This window comes from Ruegeria sp. BHSA163 (assembly GCF_059613365.1).
The window spans coordinates 54,873-79,233 of sequence record NZ_JBXWSJ010000001.1 but is presented as its reverse complement, the minus strand read 5'-3'; the positions used below and the strand labels follow the sequence as shown (position 1 = coordinate 79,233).

Genomic DNA, 24,361 nt, shown 5'->3' with positions numbered 1-24,361 from the left:
TCGCGTCATTGGGAAGTCAATGAAACCAAAGGAACAGTGGTATTTCTACCTAACTCACCGCTTTCTTTGTAGAAGCCTTTTTCTTTGGTGCGGCCTTCTTTCTGCCACCCTTTTTTGCCGCTTTTTCGTTGGCCAGCTCCACCGCCATCTCTAGCGTGACATCTTCGGGATTGATATTCTTGGGTAGCGTGGCGTTGATCTTCTGCCACTTGACATAAGGACCATAGCGACCGTCCAGCACCTGAATGGCACCGCCGTCGGGGTGTTCGCCTAACTCTCTCAAAGGCTTAGCTGCTGCCTGTCCACGGCGCCCAGGATTGGCCCGTTTTTCCGCCAGCAACTCAACAGCTCGGTTCATGCCGATCTCGAACACGTCATTGGGGTCCTTGAGGTTGGCATAGACCGGTTTGGCCTCTTCCGGCAGCTGATGCATCAAATACGGCCCAAACCGCCCGAAATTTGAAGTAATCATGCCGCCTTCCGGATGCTCCCCGATTTGGCGGGGAAGGCTAAGCAAGGTAAGGGCCTTGCTCAGGTCCATATCATCCTTATTCCATCCACGGGGCAGTGAAGCGCGCGGTGGCTTTTTGTTTTCAGGTGTCGGTTCACCGCGCTGGACATACGGGCCAAATCGACCGGATTTCAACCAGATTTCATCGCCGCCGTCCTCGCCCAACAGTCGTTCGTCGCCCTCTGCGCCATCGCCGGCTATCGGGCGGGTATAGGTGCATTCCGGATAGTTGCCGCAACCCACGAAACCACCAGTTCGCGAAGTTTTGAGGTGCAGCTGTCCAACCCCGCATTTCGGGCAGATACGTGGGTCAGACCCGTCTTCACGCGGAGGATAGAGTTGGGGTGCCAGAACCTCGTCCAGCTTGTCCAGAACTTCGGAAATCCGCAGTTCTGAAGTCTCACCAATAGCGGCCGAGAAATCGCGCCAGAATTTGCCAAGCAGGTCCTTGTAATCGCGATCACCTGCGCTGACGTCGTCCAGTTGCTCTTCCAGATTGGCCGTAAATTCATAACCAACATATTGACGAAAGAAATTCAGCAGGAAAATTGTGACGATCCGGCCTTTTTCCTCGGGAATCAAGCGGTTCTTGTCCTTGCGTACGTATTCCCGGTCTTGAATTGTTGTGACAATCGAAGCATAGGTGGACGGTCGACCTATCCCCAGCTCCTCCATTCGTTTGACCAGCGTGGCTTCGGTGTAGCGGGGTGGGGGCTGCGTATGGTGTTGCAACGCCAGCACCGCTTCGTTTTCGGACAAAATTGCCTCTTTCCCCGGCCTTTCGGCACTGTCCGTTGTCGCCTTGGCGAATTGATCCCGCAAGGAGGATTTAGCAAAATGCGCCGGATCGCCTTGCATTATTTGAGGCAGGCGTTTTTCGTCGTCGTCCGCCACATCGTCCCGACCCTCTTCGTAGACACGCATGAACCCGTCGAAAAGTACGACCTGACCCGTGGCGCGAAGGCCAACTTGCCCATCATCGCTGCCGATCTCGACTGTTGTGCGCTCCAGCCTTGCAGCAGCCATTTGGCAGGCAATTGTGCGTTTCCAGATGAGGTCATACAGCTTGCGCTGATCATCATCCGTGACCTTCAAGGCCTTTGCGTCGCGCGACATGTCCGTCGGGCGAATGCACTCGTGGGCTTCCTGAGCGTTCTTAGCTTTATTTTTGTACATGCGCGGGCTGGTTGGCACGTATTCAGCACCGTAGCGGTCAGAAATTGCGTTCCTTGCGTCAGCGACAGCCTCGGGTGCCATGTCGATGCCATCTGTCCGCATGTAAGTAATGTAGCCGGCTTCATACAGGCGTTGGGCAACCTGCATGGCGTGTCGCGCTCCCATACCGAATTTTCGACTGGCCTCTTGCTGCAAAGTCGATGTCATAAATGGCGCGCTTGGATTGCGGGCCGCTGGCTTGGCCTCAACCGAAGTTACGCTCAACGCGCGGCTTGTCATCGCCTGAACCGCCAATTCGGCCTGCGTGGCGTTGGCAAGATCGTGTTTTTCCAGCTTTTTGCCGGCCAAAGTAACAAGGCGAGCTTCAAAAGTTTGACTGCGTGGCGTTTCGAACAACGCTTTTACCGACCAGTATTCGACCGGTTTGAATGCCTCGATCTCCATTTCACGCTCGACGATCAGGCGCAAACAAACAGATTGCACTCGGCCTGCGGATTTCGCGCCCGGGAGCTTTCGCCAAAGCACAGGCGACAAGTTGAACCCCACGAGATAGTCCAGCGCTCGTCGGGCCAAATAAGCCTCGACAAGAGGCATATCGACCTCGCGCGGGTGCTGCATCGCTTCGGTCACTGCATCTTTGGTAATCGCATTAAAGGTTACGCGGCTGACTGCAGTGTCCTTTTTGATCGAGCGACGTTTGGTCAAAGCTTCCTGCAGGTGCCAACTGATCGCTTCGCCTTCGCGATCGGGGTCAGTGGCCAGAATCAGGGCGTTGTCGTCTTTCAATGCATCTGCGATGGCTTTTACGTGTTTGCGGCTGTCATTCCCGACTTCCCATTTCATGGCAAATTCATGCTCGGGGTCGACGGAACCATCCTTGGGCGGCAAGTCGCGTACATGACCGTAAGAAGCCAAAACCGTGTAGTCAGGGCCAAGATATTTGTTAATTGTTTTAGCTTTGGCCGGGGATTCTACAACAACTACAGGCATTTAAGGGAAAACCTCGCTCGACGAATTTGACGCCTTATATGGTCGTGCAAAATGTGTGGGGCAAGACGGAATTGTCAATGCGTTCCTTGAATTGCCTTAAAAACACTGCCTTTTCAAACGACTAGGAAAATAGTTAGGGGTTTGGGTTCGGCACTTTGGTGCTTAAACCCAGTAGTCAGGCGCCCAAAGATACCAATCCACCTGGTTGCCTTTGGATTCGCCCCTCAAGCTCCAAATCCACCAGGGCGGGGCCGATTTCCTTTGCCGGAGCGCAAATGTCGCGAATTAGTTGATCTTCTGCGATTGGAGAGGGGCCAAGGCATGCCAGGATCGCTTGGTGCAGGTTTTGAACAGGCGCAGTGCTGTTTTCGTTCAGCGCAGGTTCGTTGTTTGACAAAACCGCGGATGTTTGCCTTGGGGGTAAAGCTTCGATCACATCTTGGGCAGATCGTACGAGCGCGGCACCTTCACGGATCAAAGTATTGCATCCGGCAGCGCGTGCGTCGAATGGGTGTCCGGGTACAGCTAGAACTTCGCGTCCTTGGTCCAATGCGTCGCGTGCGGTAATTAGGCTGCCAGACTTAGCGGCCGCTTCGACCACGACGACTGCTTGTGCAAGGCCCGAGATAATGCGGTAGCGGCGTGGAAAATGCCTGGCTTGCGGCGAAATGCCCATAGGTTGTTCCGACAATCGCAGTCCGTGTTCGGCGATCTTTTCCGCAAGTTCAGTGTTTTCGGCAGGGTAAATCACATCCACCCCACCAGCCATTACTGCGATAGTCCCAGTTTTAACCGCTGCCTGATGAGCCGAAGTATCGATTCCACGGGCCAGGCCAGATGCTATGACAAACCCCAACTCGCCCAATTCCTTAGCCAAACCCCGGGCCATCCGAGATCCCAGGGAAGAGCAATTTCTCGCGCCAACAAGCGCCACTGTCGGCTTGTCCAATAGTGAGACATCGCCGATTGCCCAGAGCATCGGAGGGGCATCGGAAAGATTGATCAGAGCAGTTGGAAAGGTGGCGGCCCCAAGGCACAGAAGCCGCGCTTCGCGGGCCCTTGCAGCCTTGAGTTCCGCCTCAATTACGCCGGGAGGGCAAATTTCATACCCGTCTATTCCGGCGGCGCGTGCCACTTCGGGCAGCGCGGCAAGCGCGTTCTGCGCTGAGCCATGTTCCCGCAACAGCCGCCGGAACGTAGCCGGACCAACCTTGCGGGATCGCATCAGACGGAGCCAGGAAAACTGATCCTCTTCCGTGGTGGGTGGGAGTGGGGGGTGATTGGAAGAAAACTGCTCTTCAGTCATCCGATGCTCCGCCTGATTGCAGAACTGGTTTACGAGAGTTTAGGTTAACAGCTTGTAAATCTTGGAAAATTTTTTACTACCTTACAAAAAGCTGTATTTGGCTTGGGTTAAGTACATGTAAAGTAACAAAAAATCTTTTTGACTTGGTTTTTAAAAGTTGCGGTCCACACAAATTTTCTAAAATGGATGGCGCTTTTTTAACCTTGTGGTGCAAAATCTGGCTTGGGTCGACTCAGGTTGCTGACCCACCCACCGTCAATCCATCCATCAATACAGTTGGTTGGCCAACGCCCACAGGTACCCACTGGCCATCTTTACCGCAAGTGCCCATACCCGGGTCCAACTCCATATCGTTGCCCAAACCACGGATACGTTTCAGAGCTGATGGTCCGTCACCGATCAGTGTGGCACCTTTCACCGGAGCGCCAATTTCACCGTTCTCGACACGGTAAGCCTCGGTACATGAGAAAACGAATTTGCCGTTAGTTATGTCAACCTGACCACCGCCAAATCCTACCGCCCAAATACCGTCCTTGATGTCAGCGACCAGCGAAGCCGGGTCGGCGTCGCCACCCAACATAATCGTATTCGTCATGCGTGGCATTGGTTTGTGCGCATAGCTTTGTCGCCGGCCATTACCGGTAGGGGCAACATCCATAAGGCGCGCATTTTGGCGATCTTGCATATACCCCGTTAAAACTCCGTCTTCTATCAGAACGGTACGAGAACTGGGTGTGCCCTCGTCATCGACGGTTATTGAGCCGCGCCGGTCTGCAATGGTACCATCATCGACCACAGTAACACCTTTTGAGGCGATTTGTTGTCCCATCAATCCAGCAAATGCAGAGCTGCCCTTTCGGTTGAAATCGCCTTCCAGCCCATGACCTATGGCCTCATGCAGCAGGATACCGGGCCAACCAGGACCCAAAGCTACTTCCATGACCCCAGCAGGGGCCGGTATCGCGTCCAAGTTGACCAATGCGATACGCAACGCCTCACGCGCCTTGTCTTGCCAGTCGGCAGGATCGATTAACCCATTAAGTCCTACGCGGCCGCCGCCTCCTGCCGAACCGCTTTCCCTTCGTCCGTTTTGCTCGACGATCACTGAAACGTTCACACGGGTCATTGGGCGTACGTCACGGATTAGCACGCCATCCGGGCGCAAAATCTCAACCTCTTGTACGGCGGCGGCGATCGTCGCACTTACTTGAACAACACGAGGATCCAGATCGCGAGAAAAGGCATCAATTTCACGCAAGGTTTCTATCTTCACTGGAAAACTGGCCGTTTCGATCGGGTCTTCGTCGGTGTAAAGGCGGGCATTGGTGGCCCGTGGGGCCTCGGCCAAAGTGCCGCCGCCGTCGCCGACCGCAAGACGTGCCGTTTCGGCTGCCCGCTTCAACGCTGGGATTGAAACATCTGTTGAATGGGCATAGCCCGCCACCTCGCCCTGAACAGCCCGCAGCCCAAATCCTTCGGAAGCGTCGTAAGATGCAGTTCGCAGGCGACCGTCATCAAACACCAGGGATTCGGATTTTCGCCTTTCAACGAACAGTTCCCCATCCTCGGCGCCTGCGGTTGCAGACTGCAGAACTGCAAGGGCTTCGTCCTGCGGAAGGGGGCCTTCAAACGGGCGAAATGGGTCGTTGGACATCAGGTGGAACCTTTCCAGATTGATCCAGATCAAGAATAGCGTCTGTTTGACGCAAGCATTTTGCTTTATCTACCCGACGGAATATGGTTTTTAACGCGGCCAAAGACAACGGGTGAGGTGCGACCGATTCACACCTTTTCGCCTGGGACGCAAAGATCAAACGATCAGGACAGAACATGAAGAATGCTTTGATGCTTTCGGGGTTTGTAACAGCCCTCTCCAGCCTTCCCGCCATGGCTCAGGAGCTTGAGATTATTGGTAAGCCGGTTGATGGCGGTGTCGGGTTCCAGCCCTCAGCCACTAGCCTGGCCGATGGAATCCAGCGTCTGGACAATATGATTCTGGTGATCATCACTGTAATATGCTTGCTCGTTGCAGGCCTTCTGTTGTACTGCATTGTGCGTTACAACCAGCGCGCCAATCCAACGCCCGCGCGGTTTTCGCATTATACCCCCGTTGAGGTCGCTTGGACGTTGGGTCCGATCCTGATTCTGGTTTTCATTGGGGCTTTCTCACTGCCGGTGCTTTTCAAACAGCAGGAAATTCCCGAGGGTGACGTGGTTATCAAGGTTGTCGGCAACCAATGGTACTGGACTTACGAGTACGTGGATCATGATTTTGCCTTCGACAGCTACTTGCTGGGGCACCCTGCAACGCTGGACGAAGGGGCGCGTCCGGCCGATGCGGACGTGACGCCGTTCGTGCTTGACGATGCAATGCGGGCCAAGCTGTCTGATGCGGGATACAGCGAAGATGAATGGCTGTTGGCCACCGACACCGCCGTTGTCGTACCGGTGAACAAAGTTATTGTGATGCAAGTCACTGCGTCCGATGTTATCCATTCGTGGACTATTCCATCTTTCGGCGTAAAGCAGGACGGCGTGCCCGGACGATTGGCCGAACTGTGGTTCGAGGCAACCAAGGAAGGTGTCTATTTTGGGCAGTGTTCCGAGCTTTGCGGCAAGGACCATGCGTATATGCCGATTACGGTGAAAGTGGTTAGTCAAGAGGCCTACGATCAGTGGCTGACCAAGGCGCTTGAGGAATATGCAGGGAAACCCGCGACCTATCAGGTGGCCGCAAACTAAGCTCGTCTGGGGCTGAGGCCCTTGGCATCGAACGTGGCGTGAGCGGCGCGGTAAACGTACCGCTTTGGCCTTAAGGGAACGGATATGAGCGACGCAAGCTTTAACGCCAGCACCGTGAACGCGCAGGGGCGCGTGGACGAGGCCAGCTTTGGCGACTATTTCGCCTTGCTGAAGCCGCGCGTGATGTCCCTGGTCGTGTTTACTGCATTGGTCGGTATGCTCGCCGCGCCTGTACCTGTGCATCCGTTTGTTGGATTCTGCGCTATCCTTTTCATAGCCATTGGCGGTGGGGCATCAGGTGCCCTGAACATGTGGTGGGACGCTGATATCGACAAGGTTATGAAGCGGACAAAAGGCCGTCCGATCCCTTCTGGCAAAGTTGAAGAAGGTGAGGCGCTGGCTATCGGTCTGGCGCTATCCGGTCTGTCTGTGATCATGCTGGGGCTGGCGACCAATTGGTTTGCAGGAGCGTTTCTGGCCTTCACGATATTTTTCTACGTTGTGATCTACACGATGTGGCTGAAACGATCGACACCGCAGAACATTGTGATCGGCGGAGCCGCCGGAGCGTTCCCGCCTGTCATAGGTTGGGTTGCGGCGACGGGTTCCATGACACTAGAGCCATGGTTGATGTTCGCTTTGACTTTCATGTGGACACCGCCGCATTTCTGGGCTTTGGCCCTGTTCATGAGATCCGACTATGACGACGCAGGCGTGCCGATGCTGACCGTTACGCACGGACGCCGCGCGACCCGAGTGCACATTCTGATTTACACCGGGTTTTTGGCTGTACTGGCCGTTGGAACCGCATTTTCGGGTATAGGGGGGCCAATCTACCTAACGGTCGCTTTGGTTTTGAACGCGCTCTTCCTGCATGGAGCGTGGTGCATCTCGCGTAGGACCGAAGACGACTCTGAGGCCGATAATTTCAAAGTTGAACGCCGCTTCTTCAAACTTTCGCTGCTCTACCTGTTTTTGCATTTTGGTGCGATATTGATCGAGGCGTTGGTCAAACCGTTTGGATGGGGTGGCTGGTCATGAGTCTGCGCAAGCCCCACGAATTGCATCAGCGCCGCTTTGGCCGCAACCTAGGGGTGGGGCTGACATTAGCGGCGTTTATCATGATCATTTTCGGCTTAACGATCGTGAAGGTGTCCGGGACGGATTTCGGCATGGCAACGCAAGAGGTGCAGGACTGATGGCGTTGAAAGGTCCGCAGAAAACAGTGGTGCAAACCGTCGGTTTGGTTGTCCTGATGGGTAGCTTGGCTTGGGCGGCCGTTCCATTTTATGATTGGTTCTGCCGGGTCACTGGTTTTGGCGGAACCACGGGTGTATCCGAGCAGGCGCCAGAAGATATCCTTGATAGGGTTGTCACGGTACGATTCGATGCCTCTAAGGCTAAAGGCATGGCTTGGGAGTTCAAACCGGTTGAGCGTGAGATGGATGTGCGCATTGGTGAAACTGGGTTAGCATTTTATGAGGCTTATAACCCGACCGACCGACCCATTGCCGGGCAGGCCTCGTACAACGTCGCGCCATATTCTGCCGGGGGCTATTTCCAGAAAATCGCCTGCTTCTGCTTTGAGGAACAGGTCTTGCAACCCGGCGAACGGGTGCAGATGCCGGTTACGTTCTTTGTTGATCCCGAAATGGTTGAGGATCTCGAAGCGAAATATGTTCATACGATCACGTTGTCGTATACATTCTATGAAATTGACCTGCCCGAAGGCTATGCAGCCTTCGACCAGCAGGCAGAAACTAACACGAACTAACGCCTGTAGGTGAGGGACGCTGATGGCACACGCTAAAAACCATGACTACCACATTTTGGCCCCATCGATCTGGCCGCTGATCGGCGCGGTCAGTGGTTTTGTTATGCTTTTCGGAGCAGTTCTTTGGATGCACGGTATAACACCGTGGATCTTTTGGATGGGACTAGTAGGCGTCCTGTACACAATGTTTGCCTGGTGGACAGACGTCGTCGTGGAAAGCCGGCAGGGTGATCACACTCCGGTGGTTCGTATTGGTTTGCGCTACGGGTTCATCTTGTTTGTGATGTCCGAGGTGATGTTCTTTTTTGCTTGGTTCTGGTCGTTCTTCAAACATCGGATGTACCCGATGTACGACTATGCCGGGACCGAGTACATCCAACCTGATATTCACGCGGTTGACCCTTTCCACCTGCCACTGATCAACACCTTGGTTCTTCTGTTGTCTGGCTGCGCGATTACGTGGGCGCACCATGCTCTTGCTCATGACAACGATCGCAAGGCGCTGATCAATGGTTTGGCAATCGGTATTGCGCTGGGGATCGCTTTTACTGCGTTGCAGGGATTTGAGTATTACGAACTACTTGCGCACGAAGGTTGGCAATTTGGTGGCGATCAGTTCTACTCGAACTTCTTCATGGCCACGGGTTTTCATGGCGCGCATGTGATAATCGGCACTATATTCCTTTCGGTTTGCTTGATCCGGGCTCTTAAGGGTGACTTCACACCAGAGAAGCATGTCGGCTTTGAAGCGGCGGCCTGGTATTGGCACTTTGTCGACGTTGTTTGGCTGTTTCTGTTTTTCGCAGTTTACATTTGGGGACAGGCACCGCTGATGTAAAAACAGCCAGATTTGCAGACGAAAAAGCCGCCCTCAAAGGGCGGCTTTTTACCATCCGAGATGCTATATTGCGCCCCATACAATTGAGTGGTTGCAATCGTACGGGCGCAACCCTTAACAAGGCGCGGGTTCCTAAAAGGAGCCATTGAGCAACGAAACATGGTTCTGAAATGCGTCGCATCCTTTTCCCACTGATATTTGGTGTTGCCGGTTTGGCGATCCTAGTATCGCTGGGTATTTGGCAGTTGCAGCGTCTGGCCTGGAAAGAGAGCATTCTGGCCGATATCGAAAGCCGAATTGCGGCCCAGCCAGTTGCTTTACCGGAAGCGGTTTCCCAAGACGAAGACAAGTATTTGCCCGTTACTATTTCGGGCGAAATGGAAACCGGTGAAATCCACGTATTGGTCTCGGTCAAACAAGTTGGCGCAGGCTACCGGATCATTCAGCCCTTCAGCGTCGACGACAGACGGATATTGGTAGATCGCGGTTTTGTTCCCACGACGGCCAAGTCGGACGCAAGGCAAACAGGCGCTATGCAGGTGACAGGTAATCTGCATTGGCCGGATGAAATCGACGGTTTCACGCCCGAACCAGACGTTGATGGCAACATTTGGTTTGCTCGGGACGTTCCCAATTTATCGGCAGTTCTCAAAACTGAGCCGGTTCTGCTGGTTGCGCGTTCAAATACTGATCCCGATGTTACTCCACTGCCAGTGGATACGGCGGGCATACCCAACGATCACTTGCAGTACGCAATAACTTGGTTTGGTCTGGCTTTGGTTTGGGCTGCGATGACCGGATACTTCCTATGGCGCAGCCGCGCCTCCTCTGAGAGTGACCAGCAATGAAATACATCTCGACCCGTGGGCAGGCGCCCGAACTGACATTTGAAGAAGCGATGCTGACCGGATTAGCTCGCGACGGTGGTTTGTATCTGCCTGCCGAGATTCCGGTCATGCCGCAAGACCAGATTGCCGGGTTGGCTGGACTTACCTATGAAGAGATCGCGTTCAAGGTGATGTGGCCCTTTGTCGAAGGCTCATTTGCCGAAGACGAATTCAGAGAGATCATTGAGCACGCTTATGCGGGCTTTGGTCATGCTGCGCGGGCTCCGTTAAAGCAATTGAACGAGAACCACTTTTTGCTTGAGCTGTTCCACGGACCAACGCTGGCATTCAAGGATTTTGCCATGCAACTGATTGGTCAGCTGTTTCAGGTAGCCCTGAAAAGACGAGGAGATCGCGTGACCATCGTGGGTGCAACCAGCGGTGACACCGGTTCGGCTGCAATCGAGGCTTTCCGCGGCCTTGACGCGGTTGACGTATTCATACTTTTCCCTGATGGCCGCGTTTCTGAGGTGCAGCGCCGCCAGATGACGACGCCTGCGGATAGCAACGTGCACGCATTGGCGGTGGCTGGCGATTTCGATGATTGCCAGTCAGCACTTAAGGACATGTTCAACGATTTTGACTTCCGTGACAGTGTCAAACTTGCCGGGGTGAATTCAATCAATTTTGGCCGCGTGCTGGCTCAGATTGTTTATTACTTCTCAGCCGCAGTTAGCCTTGGCGCCCCGCATCGCAAAGTTAGTTTCACCGTGCCGACCGGAAATTTCGGAGATATTTTCGCAGGCTACCTTGCGAAACGCATGGGTTTACCCATTGATCGTTTAGTGGTGGCAACCAATCAAAACGATATCCTGCACCGTTGCCTGACAGGTGAGGGGTACTTCAAAGGTGACACCATCCCATCGATCAGCCCGTCTATGGACATCCAGGTCAGCTCAAACTTTGAACGCGCGCTTTTCTATGCGTATGGCGAGGACGCTGGTGCAGTGTCTCAGCTGATGGAAGAACTAAAAAATGGTGGCTTCAAAGTCAGCCAAGGAGCAATGGAGTCCCTCCGCGAGAATTTTGACTCGGGCCGCGTTTCCGAAGACGAAACGCTGCAGACGATCCAGTCCACACTTGCGCACAGTGCTGAACTTGTCTGCCCGCATACAGCCGTAGGTATCAAAGTGGCCGAAGATCACCGCGCGGAGAACGTACCAATGATTACTCTGGCCACAGCACACCCAGCGAAGTTTCCGGCCGCGGTTGAGAAGGCGAGTGATGTGCATCCGCCTCTTCCCTCTCGCATGTCTGATCTGTATGAACGTCCGGAACGGGTGACCCGTATTGCCAATAATTTGGGCGCTATCGAGAAATTTATCAAAGGGCAAATTGCCGAGTGACTGTCAGACAAGATCAACTGAAGAACGGCTTTCGTATCGTCAGTGAACATATGCCGGGGCTGCAATCGGCGGCCATCGGCATTTGGGTGACCGCCGGAGGGCGGCATGAACGAATTGAGCAGAACGGTATCGCGCATTTTCTTGAGCATATGGCATTCAAGGGAACCGAGCGTCGAACAGCACTGCAGATTGCAGAAGCGATCGAGGATGTGGGCGGTTACATCAACGCCTACACATCACGCGAGGTAACTGCATATTACGCGCGCGTTTTAAAGGACGACGTTGCGCTGGCGATGGATGTGATCGGAGATATTGTCCTTAACCCGGTTTTCGATCCGCGCGAGATTGAAGTCGAGAGGGGCGTAATTCTTCAAGAAATCGGTCAAGCATTCGATACGCCAGATGATGTCATTTTTGATTGGCTGCAAGAGCAGAGTTATCACAATCAACCGTTGGGGCGCACTATTCTGGGCCCTTCGGAAAGGGTAAGCACGTTTTCACGCGACGATTTGTCTGGCTTTGTGGCTGAGCATTATGGACCTGACCAAATGATCCTTTCCGCAGCCGGGGCAGTTGATCATGATGCGTTAATGGAAATGGCCGAACAGATGTTTGGTCACCTGAAACCCCGTAAAGGCTTGGTCGCCGACCCGGCCCGTTTCACCGGAGGTGAAGCGCGGCAGGAGAAAGAACTGGAACAGGCCCATTTTGCCCTTGCGCTGGAAAGCCCGGGCTATCGCGATGATGAGATTTATACCGCACAAATCTATTCGACGGCCTTGGGCGGCGGCATGTCTTCACGCTTGTTTCAAGAAGTGCGGGAAACGCGGGGGTTGTGCTACACAATTTTCGCGCAAACGGGTGCATATGCCGACACAGGTACAACCACGATCTACGCTGGAACTTCTTCTGATCAGGTCAGCGAACTGGCAAGCATAACAATCGACGAAATGAAGCGCGCGGCAGAGGAGATGACGCCTGAAGAAGTGGCCCGCGCCCGCGCTCAAATGAAGGCCGGAATGTTGATGGGGTTGGAAAGCCCTTCTAATCGGGCGGAACGTTTGGCCCGGTTGGTGCAGATTTGGGGCAGGGTGCCTTCGCTTGCGGACACTGTCGCAAAGATCGACGCTGTCAGCACCAAGGACGTGCGCAAATTTGCTGAGCAGATGGCCGTCCATGCGCCTGCAGCATTGGCACTGTATGGGCCTGTTTCTAGTGCACCGACATTGGCTGAATTGCAGGAGAGGCGTGCGGCGTGATGCTGTTGGGCAGACGCAAGCTGAAACTCGAAACCGAGCGGTTGAGCTTGCGCCCTCCCGTTCATTCGGATTTTAACGATTGGGCAGCATTAAGGCGAGCATCCAAAGACTATCTTACACCTTGGGAACCGATTTGGGCTGACGATCACCTTAGCCGCAAGTCGTTTACAAACAGGGTTTATTGGGCGCAACGATCCGTCGCCAGCGGAACTGCGATTCCATTATTTCTGTTCCGGCGCGAGGACGACTTTTTGCTGGGGGCAATAACGCTGGACAACATACGACGCGGACCCGCCCAAGCCGGAACACTTGGATATTGGACTGGTCAGGTTTTCGCGCGTCAAGGATACATGCGCGAGGCAATCGGTGCGGTTGTGCATTACGCTTTCACCCGCCTTGATCTGAGCCGAATCGAAGCGGCCTGTTTGCCCGAGAACAAAGCTTCTCGCGGATTGTTGGAAAGTTCAGGCTTCAAATACGAAGGCGTCGCCCAATCCTATCTGCAGATCAGTGGACGCTGGAGAACCCACGTTTTGTACGCAAGTTTACGCTCGGACCGGCGCGGCAAGACAGATGCAGGTTAAACACGCCTGATAAAACACCCATCGCGACGTGATCCAACGATCAAATGGGTGACTTGTCGCCCAGTTGCGCTACACTTGATGGATGTGGCGCTTTTTACTGGCATTGCTGGTTGTTTCGGGCGGAGCTGCGGCGCAAGAGCGGCGGCCAAGCCATTGTATCGCGATTGCCGACGCAGCCCCTGGGATCGAATATCTACACAAGGCCGCATGGCAAGATCCTTTGCCAGAGTTTTCAGTCCGAATAAGCTATGTCGCGCACGCTTCGTTTCTGATCCAGACCAAAGGTGGCTTAAACGCAGTGACTGACTTCACCGGCTTCATCGGTGGTGCTGATCTGATACCGGATGTTGTAACGATGAACCACGCCCACAGCACCCACTGGACGGCACATCCCGACCCGGCAATTCCGCATGTTCTGCCGGGATGGGGCGAGTTTGGTAAAGGCATCGACCACTACCTTGATCTTGGTGAGATGCTTGTGCGGAACGTGTCTACGGATATCCGGTCGGTCTATGGCGGTGTTGAAGAGCGCGGGAATTCGATCTTTGTGTTCGAAGTCGAAGGCCTGTGCATTGGTCACCTGGGTCACTTGCACCATGTTCCATCCGACGAACAGTTTGCCGCCCTGGGACGGTTGGACGTGGTCATGGCCGCTGTCGACGGTGGGACAACGATGCCTCTGCCCGAGATGATCACTGTGCTTAAACGGCTCAAGAGTTCGATTATTATACCTATGCATTGGTTTTCAGGTTTTTCGCTGGAGCGTTTCTTAGTTGATATCCGGGACGAGTTCCCAGTGGAACGCGATGGTGTGTCCGAAATCGTGGTATCATTACGAACGCTTCCCGACCGACCCACCGTTGTTGTGCTTGAACCGCAATACCTCATTGATTTGGAATAGCACTTGCCGCTGTGAGCCACCTGGGGCAAGGAATGGGCATGACACTTGTCCCCGCCGATAACAGTTTTGCCGAGTTAATATGCGCACAGTTGGGCGGCGATGTTTTGCGCCCGGTGACCCCACAATATCTGGAAGAGCCGCGTCGCCGATTTACCGGGCAAGTTGGCCTGCTAGCCCTGCCGCGATCGGTTCAAGAGGTCGCGATATTGGTGCGATTAGCTTTCGATTTAGGCGTCGCAGTTATCCCCTACGGTGGTGGCACAGGACTAGTGTGTGGGCAGGTTTCGCCCGACGGTCCAGCGCCGTTGCTGGTTTCTCTCGAACGGATGAACGAAATCCGAGAGATCTATCCATCTGAAAATGTCATGGTAGCCGAGGCGGGTGCGGTCTTGTCCGACGTCCAGGCCGCCGCCGACTCGGTGGATCGTATGTTTCCTTTATCTCTTGCCGCGCAGGGATCTTGTCGGATTGGAGGAAATTTGGCGACGAATGCCGGAGGGGTAAACGTTCTGCGCTACGGCAATGCGCGAGATTTGTGCCTGGGGCTAGAGGCTGTCTTACCAAACGGCGATGTCTGGAATGGTCTCAGCCGGTTACGTAAGGACAATACCGGGTATGATCTGCGCAATCTGCTGATCGGGTCAGAAGGAACATTGGGGATTATCACAGCTGCTACACTGAAGTTGTTTCCCAAGCCGGCACGGGTTGGAACAGCCATTTTTCAGGTCCCGTCTCCCCAAGCGGCGATAAGTATGCTTTCACTAGCCAGAGATTTGGTCGGCGACGGTGTCAGCACCTTTGAACTGATCCATCGGCAAGGTTTGCAATTCCTGTCCGAGGTTCTTCCGAACGTCCGGCAACCATTCGAAGCCACCCCTGAATGGAGTGTACTTATCGAATTAGGTCTTTCCGATGGTCAAAGTCCATCTGAGATGTTGGAAACTCTATACTCCAAAGCTGACGAACACGAGTTGGTGACAGATGGTGTAATTGCCCAAAACGGAACACAGCGGGAGCAATTGTGGTCTGTGCGTGAAAATATCCCCGAGGCAAACCGTCTGATCGGCTCGGTTTCAAGCCATGATATTTCCGTGCCGATTTCAGATATTCCCGAGTTTATCCGACAGGGAAACAAAACGATAATGGACTTGGGGGACTTTCGGATCAATTGTTTCGGCCACCTGGGTGATGGCAACCTGCACTACAACGTTTTTCCGGCTAAGGGTCGCGACCGAAGTGAATATGATGGCGTCCGCGAAGCAGTAAAGTTTGCAGTTCACGAGCTTGTTCACACGTTTTCCGGATCAGTCAGCGCGGAACACGGAGTAGGCCGTCTGAAAGTGCATGACCTTGAACGCTATGGCGATCCAATAAAGCTTGGGGTTATGAGAAAAATAAAAGAAGCTTTGGATCCAAAGGGAATATTGAACCCTGGGGCGGTTATCCGGGCCTGAACACGGCCCGGCAGCGCCGGGCCGTATTGCTTCAGGCTGATTTACGAAGCTGGCAGGATAACTTTGTCAATCACGTGGATTACGCCGTTTTCCGTTTCAATGTCGGCCTGAACGACTTTGGCATCGTTGACCATTACGCCGTTGTCTAGATCAATCGTGACATCGCCGCCTTGTACAGTCGCGGCGGTCATGTCGTCTGACAAGTCGCCTGACATTACTTTGCCGGGTACGACGTGGTAGGTAAGAATTGCAACAAGTTGATCCTTGTTTTCAGGCTTTAACAGGTTTTCCACTGTACCTTCGGGAAGGGCTGCGAAAGCTTCATCCGTTGGAGCGAAAACAGTAAATGGGCCTTCGCCTTTGAGAGTGTCGACAAGCTCAGCGGCTTGAACTGCGGCTACCAGTGTACCAAAGCTGCCGGCCTCAACCGCAGTGTCTACAATGTCTTTTCCATGACCGTCGGCCATGGCGGAAGTAGAAAGAACGATGGTTGCAACACTGGCTACAGCGATTTTACGAAACATGGTTTAATTTCCCTTGTTGAAAATGCCTCAGGTGGCATCGACAACAAGTACGTGGACGCGTCCAAAAGGGATCACCGACGACAATCTCAAACTGCTGTTGAAATGACGAATTCGCGCCCTAAGCTGCTGAAGGCACAATTGTCCATTCACACTAATGTGATCAGTTTCGCGCTATAGACCCTCGAATTCGCATAGCACGTGAACATCCATTCCCATGTCTTCAAGCGCTTTGCGGCCTCCGAGCTCTGGCAAATCGATAATAAATGCGCATGAAACGATTTCACCGCCCAATCGTTCGATCAGCTTGATGCCTGCGGCTGCTGTGCCACCGGTAGCCAGCAAGTCGTCCACGACAAGGATTTTCTCACCCGGCAGGATAGCGTCATCATGTATTTCGACAATCGCTTCACCGTATTCCAGCTTGTAATCTTGGCTGATCGTGGTTCCCGGCAGTTTGCCCTTTTTTCTGATAGGAACAAAACCCACGCTTAATTGATGCGCGATGGCGCCACCAAGAATGAAACCTCGTGCCTCAAGCCCGACAACTTTGTCGATGCGCTCGCCTGCATATGGGTGAAGCATTTGGTCGATGGCAATGCGGAACCCACGGGGATCGGCAAAAAGGGTAGTTACATCGCGGAACATTATTCCTTCGTGTGGGAAATCAACGATGGTCCGGATGTAATCCTTAACGGTTTTATTTCTGGACATAGGGCAACCCTTTCGCGTCAAAACACGCGGGGGTGTTTGGCCCATTCAAGTCAGTCTTGCAAGGAGAGTTTCCTGAAAATTGCCTATTTATGACGTGGCTTGATTGTGTCAGGCAGCCCATAGTACCGATACAGCGCAGCCGGTAGCCAAGATAGGTGAGGTTTGCGCCAATTGCGTTGATCTCGCAATAGAAATGCTTGTGCAGTATGAAGGTTCATTGCCAATTTCCGTTTTTTATTGTTAGGTGCCCGATAAAGACAAGTTCTATGCTATGTATATACAATGCATCGCGATATGAATCAAGATTTACGTAGGAACGAGACGCGTGGCGAAGAAAGACAGTAAACGGACGAATAAGAAGAATAGTCAGTTGGTTCTTCGTCTGGACAAAGATGAACGCGATGCGTTTGTTGAGCTATGCAAAGAATTGGATACCTCGGCCGCCCGAGAAATTCGGCGTTTTATTCGGGGTTTCATGAAAGAAAATGCCGAAGACTGATCGTTTCAGGTGGGCCGCCGTAGGATTGCTGTGGCTACACCCATACCGATCAACGTCAGTCCACCGAACCTTGTCATCCCGGTAAGTATCGCGGGACGGCGGATCACTTTTCGCAGCCGATCAGCCAATAAAGCGTAGGCCAGCGCATTCAACCCCGCCAAGCCGACAAAAGTCGCAATAAGAATTATAAACTGGGGACCAAGCGGTTCAGTGGGACGCAGGAATTGCGGAACAAAGGCTATGAAGAATGCAATTGATTTTGGGTTGAGCGCCGTGACCGCCGCCGCGTGACCGAATACGCTGCGGGCGGTTATGTCTTGACGTGTTTCGATAGGGTGTAAACCTCCGGACGGCGCGCTGCGCAGCAGCTTTAAACCCAACCACACCAGATAGGCCGCCCCGACCCACTTCAGAACCGAGAATAGGGTTGCCGATGCCAAAACCAATGCGCCTAGGCCCAGTAATGACGCTGTCATTGCAATCAAATCCCCTAGGGCCACCCCTGTCGCAGACGCAACTGCGACGCTGCGACCCTTGGACAATGCATAACTTAGCACCAAAAGCACTGTAGGACCGGGGATGAGTAAAAGGGCCGTTGAAGCGGCAACAAAGGCCAGCCAAAGATCTAATGACATGGGTCACCTGCAAATTTTGCTGTACAGAACGCCTTTTAAGTGTTCCTCGTCAAGTTCTTTGATGGCTCGGTCAAAAGACGCATCAAAGCTTCTAATGGTCCTTGTTTGAATTTTCGGCTCCACAGAAGGGCAAAAACCGAGGAAACAGTGCAGAAAGTTACGGCGTAAAAAAATACCTGCGGTGCGCTTAGGCTTCCATTCAAACGGCCAGTGGCCTCAAGAAGTCCCATTCCGAGTAAAATATGTGACATGTATAGCGTAAGGCTCTGCCGTCCTGGCGCACTTAACACTGCTCCTATACGAAGCCTATCTATTGTGGGCCAAAGCTTCAGAAGAATTCCGATCACGATGCAAGCCGTCCCCGTTCCAGCCAGAACATAAAAGGGACCGGGCGGAAGCGACTGCGCGCCTAAAACGGCAACCAAGTCCGGATCAGTGACAAGCCTTGCGGGAAAAGTGGCGAAAATTGCAGCGCCAAAGCCCCAAATGATCAACCTGTTTTGAACACCTGGCCGATGCAACTCAGTGCGGGCGATTGCCATTCCAATTAGCAGAAACGCCGCCCAAGGAAAAACAGGATGCCAGCCGTTAAAGAGCAGGTTGCGAATAAAGCCGGGAAAGCTCCACAAATCATAATAATTCAGCGTGTCCCAGTTCCAACCGCGATCATAGTCAACAACCAAATGTGCAGCGGTTGAAATGAAGATGACTCCAATCGCACCCATACACAGCGCGCGACGCTCTGCAGTCAGAAACATTGTTCCGACCATAAAATACAAAGCATAGAAATGTAATATGTCCGCTTCGAACTCGATCATGTTCAACAAACCGAGTGCGAACAAAAATGCGGCCCGTCGCATTAAAACGTGAGCAGAAATTTTTGAAAGTCCGATACCAATTCCAGCCAAAACTACGAACAATGCGGCAGCGCGCCCTTCCAGCGCGTTTATCAAAACCGAAGCCCAGTCTGTGCCCTCAGCAACTTGCGCAGCAATTCGGAAGTTCACCAGAACCATACCGCAATATGCAAGGAACCGGGCGGCGTCCAACGCTTCAAGGCGTTTCATTGATTGCCTGCCAGTGACTTTTGAACGCATTCAAAGTTAAATAACTATCTGTTTGAAATAACTATTTGAAACTTAGATGGTTAGTACTCCACACATTTCAACCAAGGTTTGACCGGATTTTCGCATCTTAGCCTGAGAACGACGTTCTAAAGATTGGATTAAGTTTTGTTCTGCGGCCTTGAATATGTGCTTGGTTGCCAAGACTTAATCCAACAAACTTATGCTCGGAGCGATCCATGTCACAGGCACAAAGCGAAAATAAGGATGTGACCCTCAGGACTTTGCGATCAATCGCAGAAAAACAGAAAGGCCTCTTAGTCCTTTTGGCTTTGTTTGTTGCGGCAATTTACGCGGCCATTGTTGGATACATGTATTTCAACCAAAGGTCTCTGCTTTTCAAACCTGACGGATTATTACCGGAACCCAGGGCTGTGGGCTTGGCTGATGTTGAAGTGATTACTTTGCCCATGTCTGACAAAACGGTTTTGACGGCTTGGGCTGCACCTCCTGCAATCGAAGGCGCGCCCACGGTTTTGTTCTTCCATGGTCAAACCGGCAATTTGGGCGATAGGGCAGACCGCATGCGCGAGATACTAAACAGCGGCTTTGGGTTGCTGGCCCCCAGTTATCGTGGCTATCCGGGTAGCGAAGGACAGCCGTCTGAATTGGCTTTGATTTCTGACGGCTTACAGTTGTTCGATGGGGTTGCCAGTGAAGGTTCAGCCATTCTGTTGCATGGTCAAAGCCTTGGTACAGCGATCGCGGCGGCAGTTGCTGAACAACGTCCGCAGGCTCAATTGCTGGTGCTTGAGGCTCCGTTCACTGCAACTGTCGACGTTGCATCGGAAAGATACCCTTGGATCCCAGTCTCTGCACTGATGAAAGATCAATTCGCGACCCGTGACTTGATCGCAAATATCACGGTCCCGACCCTGATCTTTCACGGCACTCATGACGAAACAGTTCCTATGCACCATAGCCAGACCTTGGCGGATTTGGCCGGAGAGAATGCGCAGTTTCACGTAATAACCGACGGCGCGCATAATGACCTTTGGTCCCATGGGTTGTGGAACGATGTGCAAAATGCCCTTCAAAAAAACTAGATATTTTTGGGTCAAAGAACGCGACCAGCCACCGCATCCAACTTTGCCATCAAACACGGATCACGTTTTTCAGGTGCGGTCAAAATGGCGTACTCAAGGGCGCGATCACAACCGTTGGGGCAGGGCTCCCGTTCCGGACCCAACAAAGCAGGCAGGGCTTTCACCAATGAGCGACCCTTATCAGCGTTGCTTGTTAACGTCGCGATGATGGCGCTTACATCCACTTCACCGTGATCTGGGTGCCAGCTATCGTAATCTGTCACCATAGCGATCGAAGCATAACAAAGCTCGGCTTCGCGGGCGAGTTTCGCTTCGGGCATGTTGGTCATTCCGATTACGTCACAGCCCCATTGCTCACGATACATTTTCGATTCCGCCAATGTGGAAAACTGGGGTCCTTCCATCGCAAGATAAGTGCCGCCACGGTGAATTGTGATGCCGACCGATCGCCCCGCGGTCTCGCACGCATCTGAAAGGCGTGGGCAAGTTGGATTTGCGACGCTTACATGAGCAACGCAACCCTTTCCGAAAAAGCTTTTGTCGCGGGCAAACGTGCGGTCAACAAATTGATCAACGATCACAAAATCCCCAGGCGCCAGTTCCTCACGAAACGAGCCGCATGCAGAAACCGAGATCACATCTGTTATGCCAAGTCTTTTAAGCGCATCAATATTGGCACGGTAAGGCACGCTTGTCGGCGAATGCACATGGCCACGGCCGTGACGAGGCAAGAACGCCATTTCAACGCCGTCAAGGTTGCCTGTCAAAATCTGATCCGAAGGCGTTCCCCAGGGTGATTCAACTGTGACCCACTTTGCGTTCTCCAAGCCGCCAACGTCGTAAATTCCGGATCCACCGATGACGGCAATTTTCGTTTGGGTCACTTTAACTCTCCGAATGGAACTCCTGTGGCAAGCTTTCTGCGGGCCCATAGGGGTTTTGGCAAGGGGCTTCGGCTTTGCCTTTGCAGCCATGCACCAAACGCATAGCCGAGTCCCGCGGGGCGCGGTACCTCATTCCCAGATTGACAGCTACAAGGCCACCTTCGCGCGAACAATTGAACCCACAGGATCGCCCAATGCCCCGAGCCTTGCTGCCGAGCTTTGCCAATCGCCTAGCCATTCCCGACTTGCGTTGGATGCCTGACGAAAGGCTTTCCGTCTCTCGTTTGAGGATCGAACTTCTCTCCGGCCTGACCGTGGCATTGGCTTTGGTGCCCGAAGCAGTCGCTTTTGCATTGGTCGCAGATGTTCATCCGCTTATTGCGTTGTATGCTGCGTTTATTGTTGGTTTGGTCACAGCTCTGATCGGTGGCCGCCCGGGAATGATATCAGGAGCCACAGGCGCGCTGGCCGTAGTGATGATATCGCTGGTAGCGGAATATGGCGTTCAATATCTGTTCGCGACAGTCGTCCTGATGGGAATCCTTCAGTTAATTGCGGGTGTGATGCGATTAGGTCGATTCATTCGGCTTGTACCGCACCCGGTAATGCTGGGATTTGTTAATGGCCTGGCTGTTGTCATTTTCCTCGCGCAATTGAAGCAGTTCAAAGTTCCCGGATCTATGGAAAATAATGGCCACGGTTTGAGTGGGGGGGAATGGCTGCCAGGAATTCAGATGTACACGATGCTTGGTTTGGTGGCGCTTACAATGGCGGTAATCTGGGTCATGCCTCGAATTACTCGCGTTGTACCAGCGCCTTTGGCTGGTATAGTTGTGGTCGCCGCGTTGGTCATCGGGTTTGGTTTGGATGTGCCGCGTGTTGGCGATTTGGCCTCGATCGAGGGTAGCTTGCCATCCTTTGACTATCCGAAAGTGCCCCTGACGTTGGAGACTTTGGGGATCATTCTGCCTTACGCAGTGATTCTGGCAACTATCGGTTTGATCGAGTCCTTGCTGACTTTGAACCTTGTTGGCGAAATCACTGGTAAACGCGGCGGCGCATCTCAGGAATGTGTCGCGCAGGGTTCAGCAAATGTGTTGACTGGTTTCTTAGGCGGTATGGGTGGCTGTGCGATGATCGGTCAGTCCATGATAAATGTAAAATCAGGCGGTCGGACTAGAGTGGCAGGTATCGCTGCAGCGTTGTTCTTGCTGGCTTTCATCCTTTATGCTGCGCCCTTGATAGAACAGATCCCATTGGCCGCTTTGATAGGCGTGATGTTTATGGTGGTGATCGGAACTTTCGCGTGGAATTCGTTCAAAATCATGCGACGAGTGCCGCGTATGGATGCTTTTGTCATTGTTCTGGTGACCATAGTGACCGTTATGGAGGACCTTGCAGTCGCTGTCGTTGTCGGTGTGATTGTTTCCGCCCTGGCCTACGCATGGAACAACGCAAAACGAATCCACGCACAAACGCGGGAGTCTGTTACTGAAGAAGGTGCCAAGGTTTACGAAATCAAAGGCCCGCTGTTTTTTGGTTCTTCCGAAGGATTTATCGAATTGTTCGATGTTTCCAATGACCCAAGCACCGTTATCATCGACTTCGCCGAAAGCCGGGTTGTGGATCAGTCGGCCTTGCAAGCCATTGAAAACGTTGCGGCGAAATACGAAACCGCGGGTAAACGCGTGATGCTTAGACATCTAAGCCGTGACTGCCACAAGCTTTTGAACAAGGCGGGGCATCTTATGATCGACAGCGACGACGATCCGGATTACGGCCTTGCCGTAGATTACTCGGTCCGAACCGGTATTCTAGGAGGTCATTAAAGCATTGTCGCAGTGTGCTTTGCTTTCTTAGAAAATTGATATCAGACCATAATCGAGGTGTTTAACTCTCTGGACAAGAACAACTCCGAAGGGGGGCGGACCCTGGAAACGAAAGTTTTGCTTCGCTCAATCGTCCGGACGGCTGAGCGAAAACAAGTCTTTAACGACGGAATAGTCCCGATATCCCAACCGCGCGAGGGGTCGAAACGAAGTCACATCGAACTTCCCGTCGACGATGTGGTCGTCGTGAAGGTGAACTCCTGTGACTCCTCCAAACACCACGCGATTTGCCTCTCCTGGAAGTGTCACGATTTGCGTGAGTTTGCACTCCAGAGCGGCTGGCGCGCCGTCGATGCGCGCGCACGGTATCGTTTCGCATTCGACCGGGTTTAAACCAGCATGTTCAAATTCATCTATGTGTTTTGGAAGGCTTGCAGAACTGGCATTCATTGCGTCACGATGCATGTGGCCAACGATGTTTACACAGAACACCCCTGTCGCTTCGATATTGGCCAAACTGTCCTTAGTTCCGTTTTGATCGCTTTTGGTTCCCGTCGAAGCAAACATCACCTGCGGAGGTGTATAAGCCACGCCATTGAAGAATGAATATGGCGCCAAATTGTTGATGCCATTTGCGTCGCGGGTCGATATCCAGCCAATCGGACGCGGCGTGATAATCGCGTTGAATGGATTGTGCGGCAATCCGTGGCCATCTTCGGGTCGGTAGAACATCTGAACTCCAAGCGTTTGCTCAAGCCGTAGCGAAGTGTTAGGGCGAATTCCAGAAGGGAAAAGAGGGCCGGGTTGCAGCAGTTCGAAATCAGGTCGGAAAAACCGGACGATTGGTGGGAGGTTGAGGCCCTGTACGACCTGTGCTTTGCACCGGGGCGCGAAGCACTGTCGTCATATCGTTTGCGCGATGATGTGTCGCCAGTTGCCGGGTTGTCGTTGATCGCGCGTGACAGTTCGGGCGTTATGGCTGGCGCGATCCGATTTTGGCCCGTTCATGTTGGCAACTATGACGCGCTTTTGCTTGGGCCAGTTGCTGTTCACCCAACACATCAGGGCGAAGGACTAGGCGGTTTTTTAATTCATGAAGGCGTCAGCGCCGGCCACAATAAAGGCTGGGAACGCGTCATGTTGGTTGGCGACGAACCCTATTACAAGCGTTTTGGTTTCCGCCGTTTGACGGGAGTGGAAATGCCACCGCCGACCAACCCAGAACGGGTTTTGGGGTTGGGTCTTTTACCGGAAGCCTGGCGGGGTGTCGCGGGGCAAGTATCCCGTTGGACACGCTGATTCATTGAAAATCGTCGTTAAAATGCCAATCTTTGAGACATA

General features: G+C 53.1%; 24 protein-coding genes. 15 read left to right on the top strand and 9 right to left on the bottom strand.

Translation table 11 applies throughout. The annotated features are described in order from the left end of the window. Positions 1-49: 49 nt before the first annotated feature. From topA to tldD, 3 genes are all read right to left on the bottom strand, one after another. Positions 50-2,677, bottom strand: coding sequence for a type I DNA topoisomerase (topA, locus tag AC2FNV_RS00395; protein ID WP_170604699.1), 2,628 nt, complete (start codon positions 2,675-2,677; stop codon positions 50-52). Positions 2,678-2,852: 175 nt separating this feature from the next. After that, the gene (gene dprA, locus AC2FNV_RS00390) at positions 2,853-3,983 is read right to left on the bottom strand and encodes a DNA-processing protein DprA (protein WP_496772114.1); all 1,131 of its coding nucleotides are present in this window, start codon (positions 3,981-3,983) and stop codon (positions 2,853-2,855) included. A gap of 232 nt (positions 3,984-4,215) precedes the next feature. Continuing rightward, positions 4,216-5,637 carry a metalloprotease TldD gene (tldD, locus tag AC2FNV_RS00385; RefSeq protein WP_170604884.1) on the bottom strand — a complete coding sequence of 474 codons (1,422 nt, stop codon included), beginning with the start codon at positions 5,635-5,637 and terminating at the stop codon, positions 4,216-4,218. 176 nt (positions 5,638-5,813) lie between these two features. Here tldD and coxB point away from each other — a divergent pair, with 176 nt between their 5' ends. From coxB to AC2FNV_RS00330, 11 genes are all read left to right on the top strand, one after another. Then, positions 5,814-6,725, top strand: coding sequence for a cytochrome c oxidase subunit II (gene coxB, locus AC2FNV_RS00380; protein ID WP_170604704.1), 912 nt, complete (start codon positions 5,814-5,816; stop codon positions 6,723-6,725). 84 nt (positions 6,726-6,809) lie between these two features. Next, a complete protein-coding gene (gene cyoE / locus AC2FNV_RS00375; protein WP_170604705.1) occupies positions 6,810-7,766 on the top strand; it encodes a heme o synthase in 957 nt (318 codons plus the stop codon). Continuing rightward, positions 7,763-7,924 carry a cytochrome c oxidase system small membrane protein gene (locus AC2FNV_RS00370; protein WP_170604707.1) on the top strand — a complete coding sequence of 54 codons (162 nt, stop codon included), beginning with the start codon at positions 7,763-7,765 and terminating at the stop codon, positions 7,922-7,924. Before cyoE ends, AC2FNV_RS00370 begins: the two co-directional genes overlap by 4 nt. Continuing rightward, positions 7,924-8,499 carry a cytochrome c oxidase assembly protein gene (locus AC2FNV_RS00365; RefSeq protein ID WP_170610409.1) on the top strand — a complete coding sequence of 192 codons (576 nt, stop codon included), beginning with the start codon at positions 7,924-7,926 and terminating at the stop codon, positions 8,497-8,499. Before AC2FNV_RS00370 ends, AC2FNV_RS00365 begins: the two co-directional genes overlap by 1 nt. Positions 8,500-8,521: 22 nt before the next feature. Next, the gene (locus AC2FNV_RS00360) at positions 8,522-9,337 is read left to right on the top strand and encodes a cytochrome c oxidase subunit 3 (RefSeq protein ID WP_170473611.1); all 816 of its coding nucleotides are present in this window, start codon (positions 8,522-8,524) and stop codon (positions 9,335-9,337) included. A 170-nt stretch (positions 9,338-9,507) separates the two neighbouring features. Further along, positions 9,508-10,185, top strand: a complete 678-nt coding sequence (locus AC2FNV_RS00355) for an SURF1 family protein (RefSeq protein ID WP_170604711.1) — start codon at positions 9,508-9,510, stop codon at positions 10,183-10,185. Then, on the top strand, positions 10,182-11,570 hold the full coding sequence (gene thrC, locus AC2FNV_RS00350; protein ID WP_170604713.1) for a threonine synthase: 1,389 nt from the start codon (positions 10,182-10,184) through the stop codon (positions 11,568-11,570). The genes AC2FNV_RS00355 and thrC overlap by 4 nt, the downstream gene beginning before the upstream one ends. Then, positions 11,567-12,829 (top strand): M16 family metallopeptidase, encoded by a 1,263-nt coding sequence (locus AC2FNV_RS00345; RefSeq protein ID WP_170604715.1) that lies wholly within the window; start codon positions 11,567-11,569, stop codon positions 12,827-12,829. Before thrC ends, AC2FNV_RS00345 begins: the two co-directional genes overlap by 4 nt. Further along, positions 12,829-13,413 carry a GNAT family N-acetyltransferase gene (locus AC2FNV_RS00340; RefSeq protein WP_170473600.1) on the top strand — a complete coding sequence of 195 codons (585 nt, stop codon included), beginning with the start codon at positions 12,829-12,831 and terminating at the stop codon, positions 13,411-13,413. Before AC2FNV_RS00345 ends, AC2FNV_RS00340 begins: the two co-directional genes overlap by 1 nt. An 82-nt stretch (positions 13,414-13,495) precedes the next feature. Next, complete coding sequence (locus AC2FNV_RS00335; RefSeq protein WP_170604717.1) at positions 13,496-14,314, top strand: MBL fold metallo-hydrolase; 819 nt, start codon at positions 13,496-13,498, stop codon at positions 14,312-14,314. A gap of 38 nt (positions 14,315-14,352) precedes the next feature. Beyond that, positions 14,353-15,768: an FAD-binding oxidoreductase gene (locus AC2FNV_RS00330; protein ID WP_170604719.1), complete on the top strand. Its 1,416-nt coding sequence runs from the start codon at positions 14,353-14,355 to the stop codon at positions 15,766-15,768. A 41-nt stretch (positions 15,769-15,809) separates the two neighbouring features. Here the strand turns inward: AC2FNV_RS00330 and AC2FNV_RS00325 are convergent, their stop codons facing one another. Both AC2FNV_RS00325 and AC2FNV_RS00320 read right to left on the bottom strand, forming a co-directional pair. Continuing rightward, positions 15,810-16,292: a fasciclin domain-containing protein gene (locus tag AC2FNV_RS00325; protein WP_170604721.1), complete on the bottom strand. Its 483-nt coding sequence runs from the start codon at positions 16,290-16,292 to the stop codon at positions 15,810-15,812. Positions 16,293-16,463: 171 nt separating this feature from the next. Continuing rightward, positions 16,464-17,003, bottom strand: coding sequence for an adenine phosphoribosyltransferase (locus tag AC2FNV_RS00320; RefSeq protein WP_170473591.1), 540 nt, complete (start codon positions 17,001-17,003; stop codon positions 16,464-16,466). A gap of 325 nt (positions 17,004-17,328) precedes the next feature. Between AC2FNV_RS00320 and AC2FNV_RS00315 the strand changes: the two genes are divergently transcribed. Further along, complete coding sequence (locus AC2FNV_RS00315; protein WP_170604722.1) at positions 17,329-17,502, top strand: hypothetical protein; 174 nt, start codon at positions 17,329-17,331, stop codon at positions 17,500-17,502. 5 nt (positions 17,503-17,507) lie between these two features. On the opposite strand, the gene AC2FNV_RS00310 is transcribed toward AC2FNV_RS00315, so the two are convergent. Both AC2FNV_RS00310 and AC2FNV_RS00305 read right to left on the bottom strand, forming a co-directional pair. Further along, the gene (locus AC2FNV_RS00310; RefSeq protein ID WP_170473587.1) at positions 17,508-18,137 is read right to left on the bottom strand and encodes a LysE family translocator; all 630 of its coding nucleotides are present in this window, start codon (positions 18,135-18,137) and stop codon (positions 17,508-17,510) included. A 35-nt stretch (positions 18,138-18,172) separates the two neighbouring features. Beyond that, positions 18,173-19,204, bottom strand: a complete 1,032-nt coding sequence (locus AC2FNV_RS00305) for a DUF418 domain-containing protein (protein ID WP_170604724.1) — start codon at positions 19,202-19,204, stop codon at positions 18,173-18,175. A 236-nt stretch (positions 19,205-19,440) separates the two neighbouring features. Between AC2FNV_RS00305 and AC2FNV_RS00300 the strand changes: the two genes are divergently transcribed. Continuing rightward, positions 19,441-20,307: an alpha/beta hydrolase gene (locus tag AC2FNV_RS00300; protein ID WP_170604726.1), complete on the top strand. Its 867-nt coding sequence runs from the start codon at positions 19,441-19,443 to the stop codon at positions 20,305-20,307. Between the two features lie 11 nt (positions 20,308-20,318). Here the strand turns inward: AC2FNV_RS00300 and AC2FNV_RS00295 are convergent, their stop codons facing one another. Then, positions 20,319-21,191, bottom strand: a complete 873-nt coding sequence (locus AC2FNV_RS00295; RefSeq protein ID WP_170604728.1) for an S-methyl-5'-thioadenosine phosphorylase — start codon at positions 21,189-21,191, stop codon at positions 20,319-20,321. A gap of 194 nt (positions 21,192-21,385) precedes the next feature. Between AC2FNV_RS00295 and AC2FNV_RS00290 the strand changes: the two genes are divergently transcribed. After that, a complete protein-coding gene (locus AC2FNV_RS00290) occupies positions 21,386-23,020 on the top strand; it encodes a SulP family inorganic anion transporter (RefSeq protein ID WP_170604730.1) in 1,635 nt (544 codons plus the stop codon). Positions 23,021-23,146: 126 nt separating this feature from the next. Here the strand turns inward: AC2FNV_RS00290 and AC2FNV_RS00285 are convergent, their stop codons facing one another. Continuing rightward, positions 23,147-23,752 (bottom strand): flavin reductase family protein, encoded by a 606-nt coding sequence (locus AC2FNV_RS00285; RefSeq protein ID WP_170604731.1) that lies wholly within the window; start codon positions 23,750-23,752, stop codon positions 23,147-23,149. 72 nt (positions 23,753-23,824) lie between these two features. Between AC2FNV_RS00285 and AC2FNV_RS00280 the strand changes: the two genes are divergently transcribed. Continuing rightward, the gene (locus AC2FNV_RS00280; protein ID WP_170473573.1) at positions 23,825-24,319 is read left to right on the top strand and encodes a GNAT family N-acetyltransferase; all 495 of its coding nucleotides are present in this window, start codon (positions 23,825-23,827) and stop codon (positions 24,317-24,319) included. Positions 24,320-24,361: the final 42 nt, after the last annotated feature.

Bases quoted from the DNA above. Each gene is read 5' to 3' on its own strand.
- AC2FNV_RS00310 (WP_170473587.1), bottom strand. From the start codon at position 18,137: ATGTCATTAGATCTTTGGCTGGCCTTTGTTGCCGCTTCAACGGCCCTT.
- AC2FNV_RS00340 (WP_170473600.1), top strand. From the start codon at position 12,829: ATGCTGTTGGGCAGACGCAAGCTGAAACTCGAAACCGAGCGGTTGAGC.
- AC2FNV_RS00325 (WP_170604721.1), bottom strand. From the start codon at position 16,292: ATGTTTCGTAAAATCGCTGTAGCCAGTGTTGCAACCATCGTTCTTTCT.
- AC2FNV_RS00370 (WP_170604707.1), top strand. From the start codon at position 7,763: ATGAGTCTGCGCAAGCCCCACGAATTGCATCAGCGCCGCTTTGGCCGC.
- AC2FNV_RS00365 (WP_170610409.1), top strand. From the start codon at position 7,924: ATGGCGTTGAAAGGTCCGCAGAAAACAGTGGTGCAAACCGTCGGTTTG.
- AC2FNV_RS00300 (WP_170604726.1), top strand. From the start codon at position 19,441: ATGTCACAGGCACAAAGCGAAAATAAGGATGTGACCCTCAGGACTTTG.
- AC2FNV_RS00285 (WP_170604731.1), bottom strand. From the start codon at position 23,752: ATGTTCTACCGACCCGAAGATGGCCACGGATTGCCGCACAATCCATTC.
- cyoE (WP_170604705.1), top strand. From the start codon at position 6,810: ATGAGCGACGCAAGCTTTAACGCCAGCACCGTGAACGCGCAGGGGCGC.
- tldD (WP_170604884.1), bottom strand. From the start codon at position 5,637: ATGTCCAACGACCCATTTCGCCCGTTTGAAGGCCCCCTTCCGCAGGAC.
- AC2FNV_RS00305 (WP_170604724.1), bottom strand. From the start codon at position 19,204: ATGAAACGCCTTGAAGCGTTGGACGCCGCCCGGTTCCTTGCATATTGC.
- thrC (WP_170604713.1), top strand. From the start codon at position 10,182: ATGAAATACATCTCGACCCGTGGGCAGGCGCCCGAACTGACATTTGAA.
- AC2FNV_RS00335 (WP_170604717.1), top strand. From the start codon at position 13,496: ATGTGGCGCTTTTTACTGGCATTGCTGGTTGTTTCGGGCGGAGCTGCG.
- AC2FNV_RS00290 (WP_170604730.1), top strand. From the start codon at position 21,386: ATGCCCCGAGCCTTGCTGCCGAGCTTTGCCAATCGCCTAGCCATTCCC.
- AC2FNV_RS00320 (WP_170473591.1), bottom strand. From the start codon at position 17,003: ATGTCCAGAAATAAAACCGTTAAGGATTACATCCGGACCATCGTTGAT.
- coxB (WP_170604704.1), top strand. From the start codon at position 5,814: ATGAAGAATGCTTTGATGCTTTCGGGGTTTGTAACAGCCCTCTCCAGC.
- topA (WP_170604699.1), bottom strand. From the start codon at position 2,677: ATGCCTGTAGTTGTTGTAGAATCCCCGGCCAAAGCTAAAACAATTAAC.
- AC2FNV_RS00355 (WP_170604711.1), top strand. From the start codon at position 9,508: ATGCGTCGCATCCTTTTCCCACTGATATTTGGTGTTGCCGGTTTGGCG.
- AC2FNV_RS00330 (WP_170604719.1), top strand. From the start codon at position 14,353: ATGACACTTGTCCCCGCCGATAACAGTTTTGCCGAGTTAATATGCGCA.
- AC2FNV_RS00360 (WP_170473611.1), top strand. From the start codon at position 8,522: ATGGCACACGCTAAAAACCATGACTACCACATTTTGGCCCCATCGATC.
- dprA (WP_496772114.1), bottom strand. From the start codon at position 3,983: ATGACTGAAGAGCAGTTTTCTTCCAATCACCCCCCACTCCCACCCACC.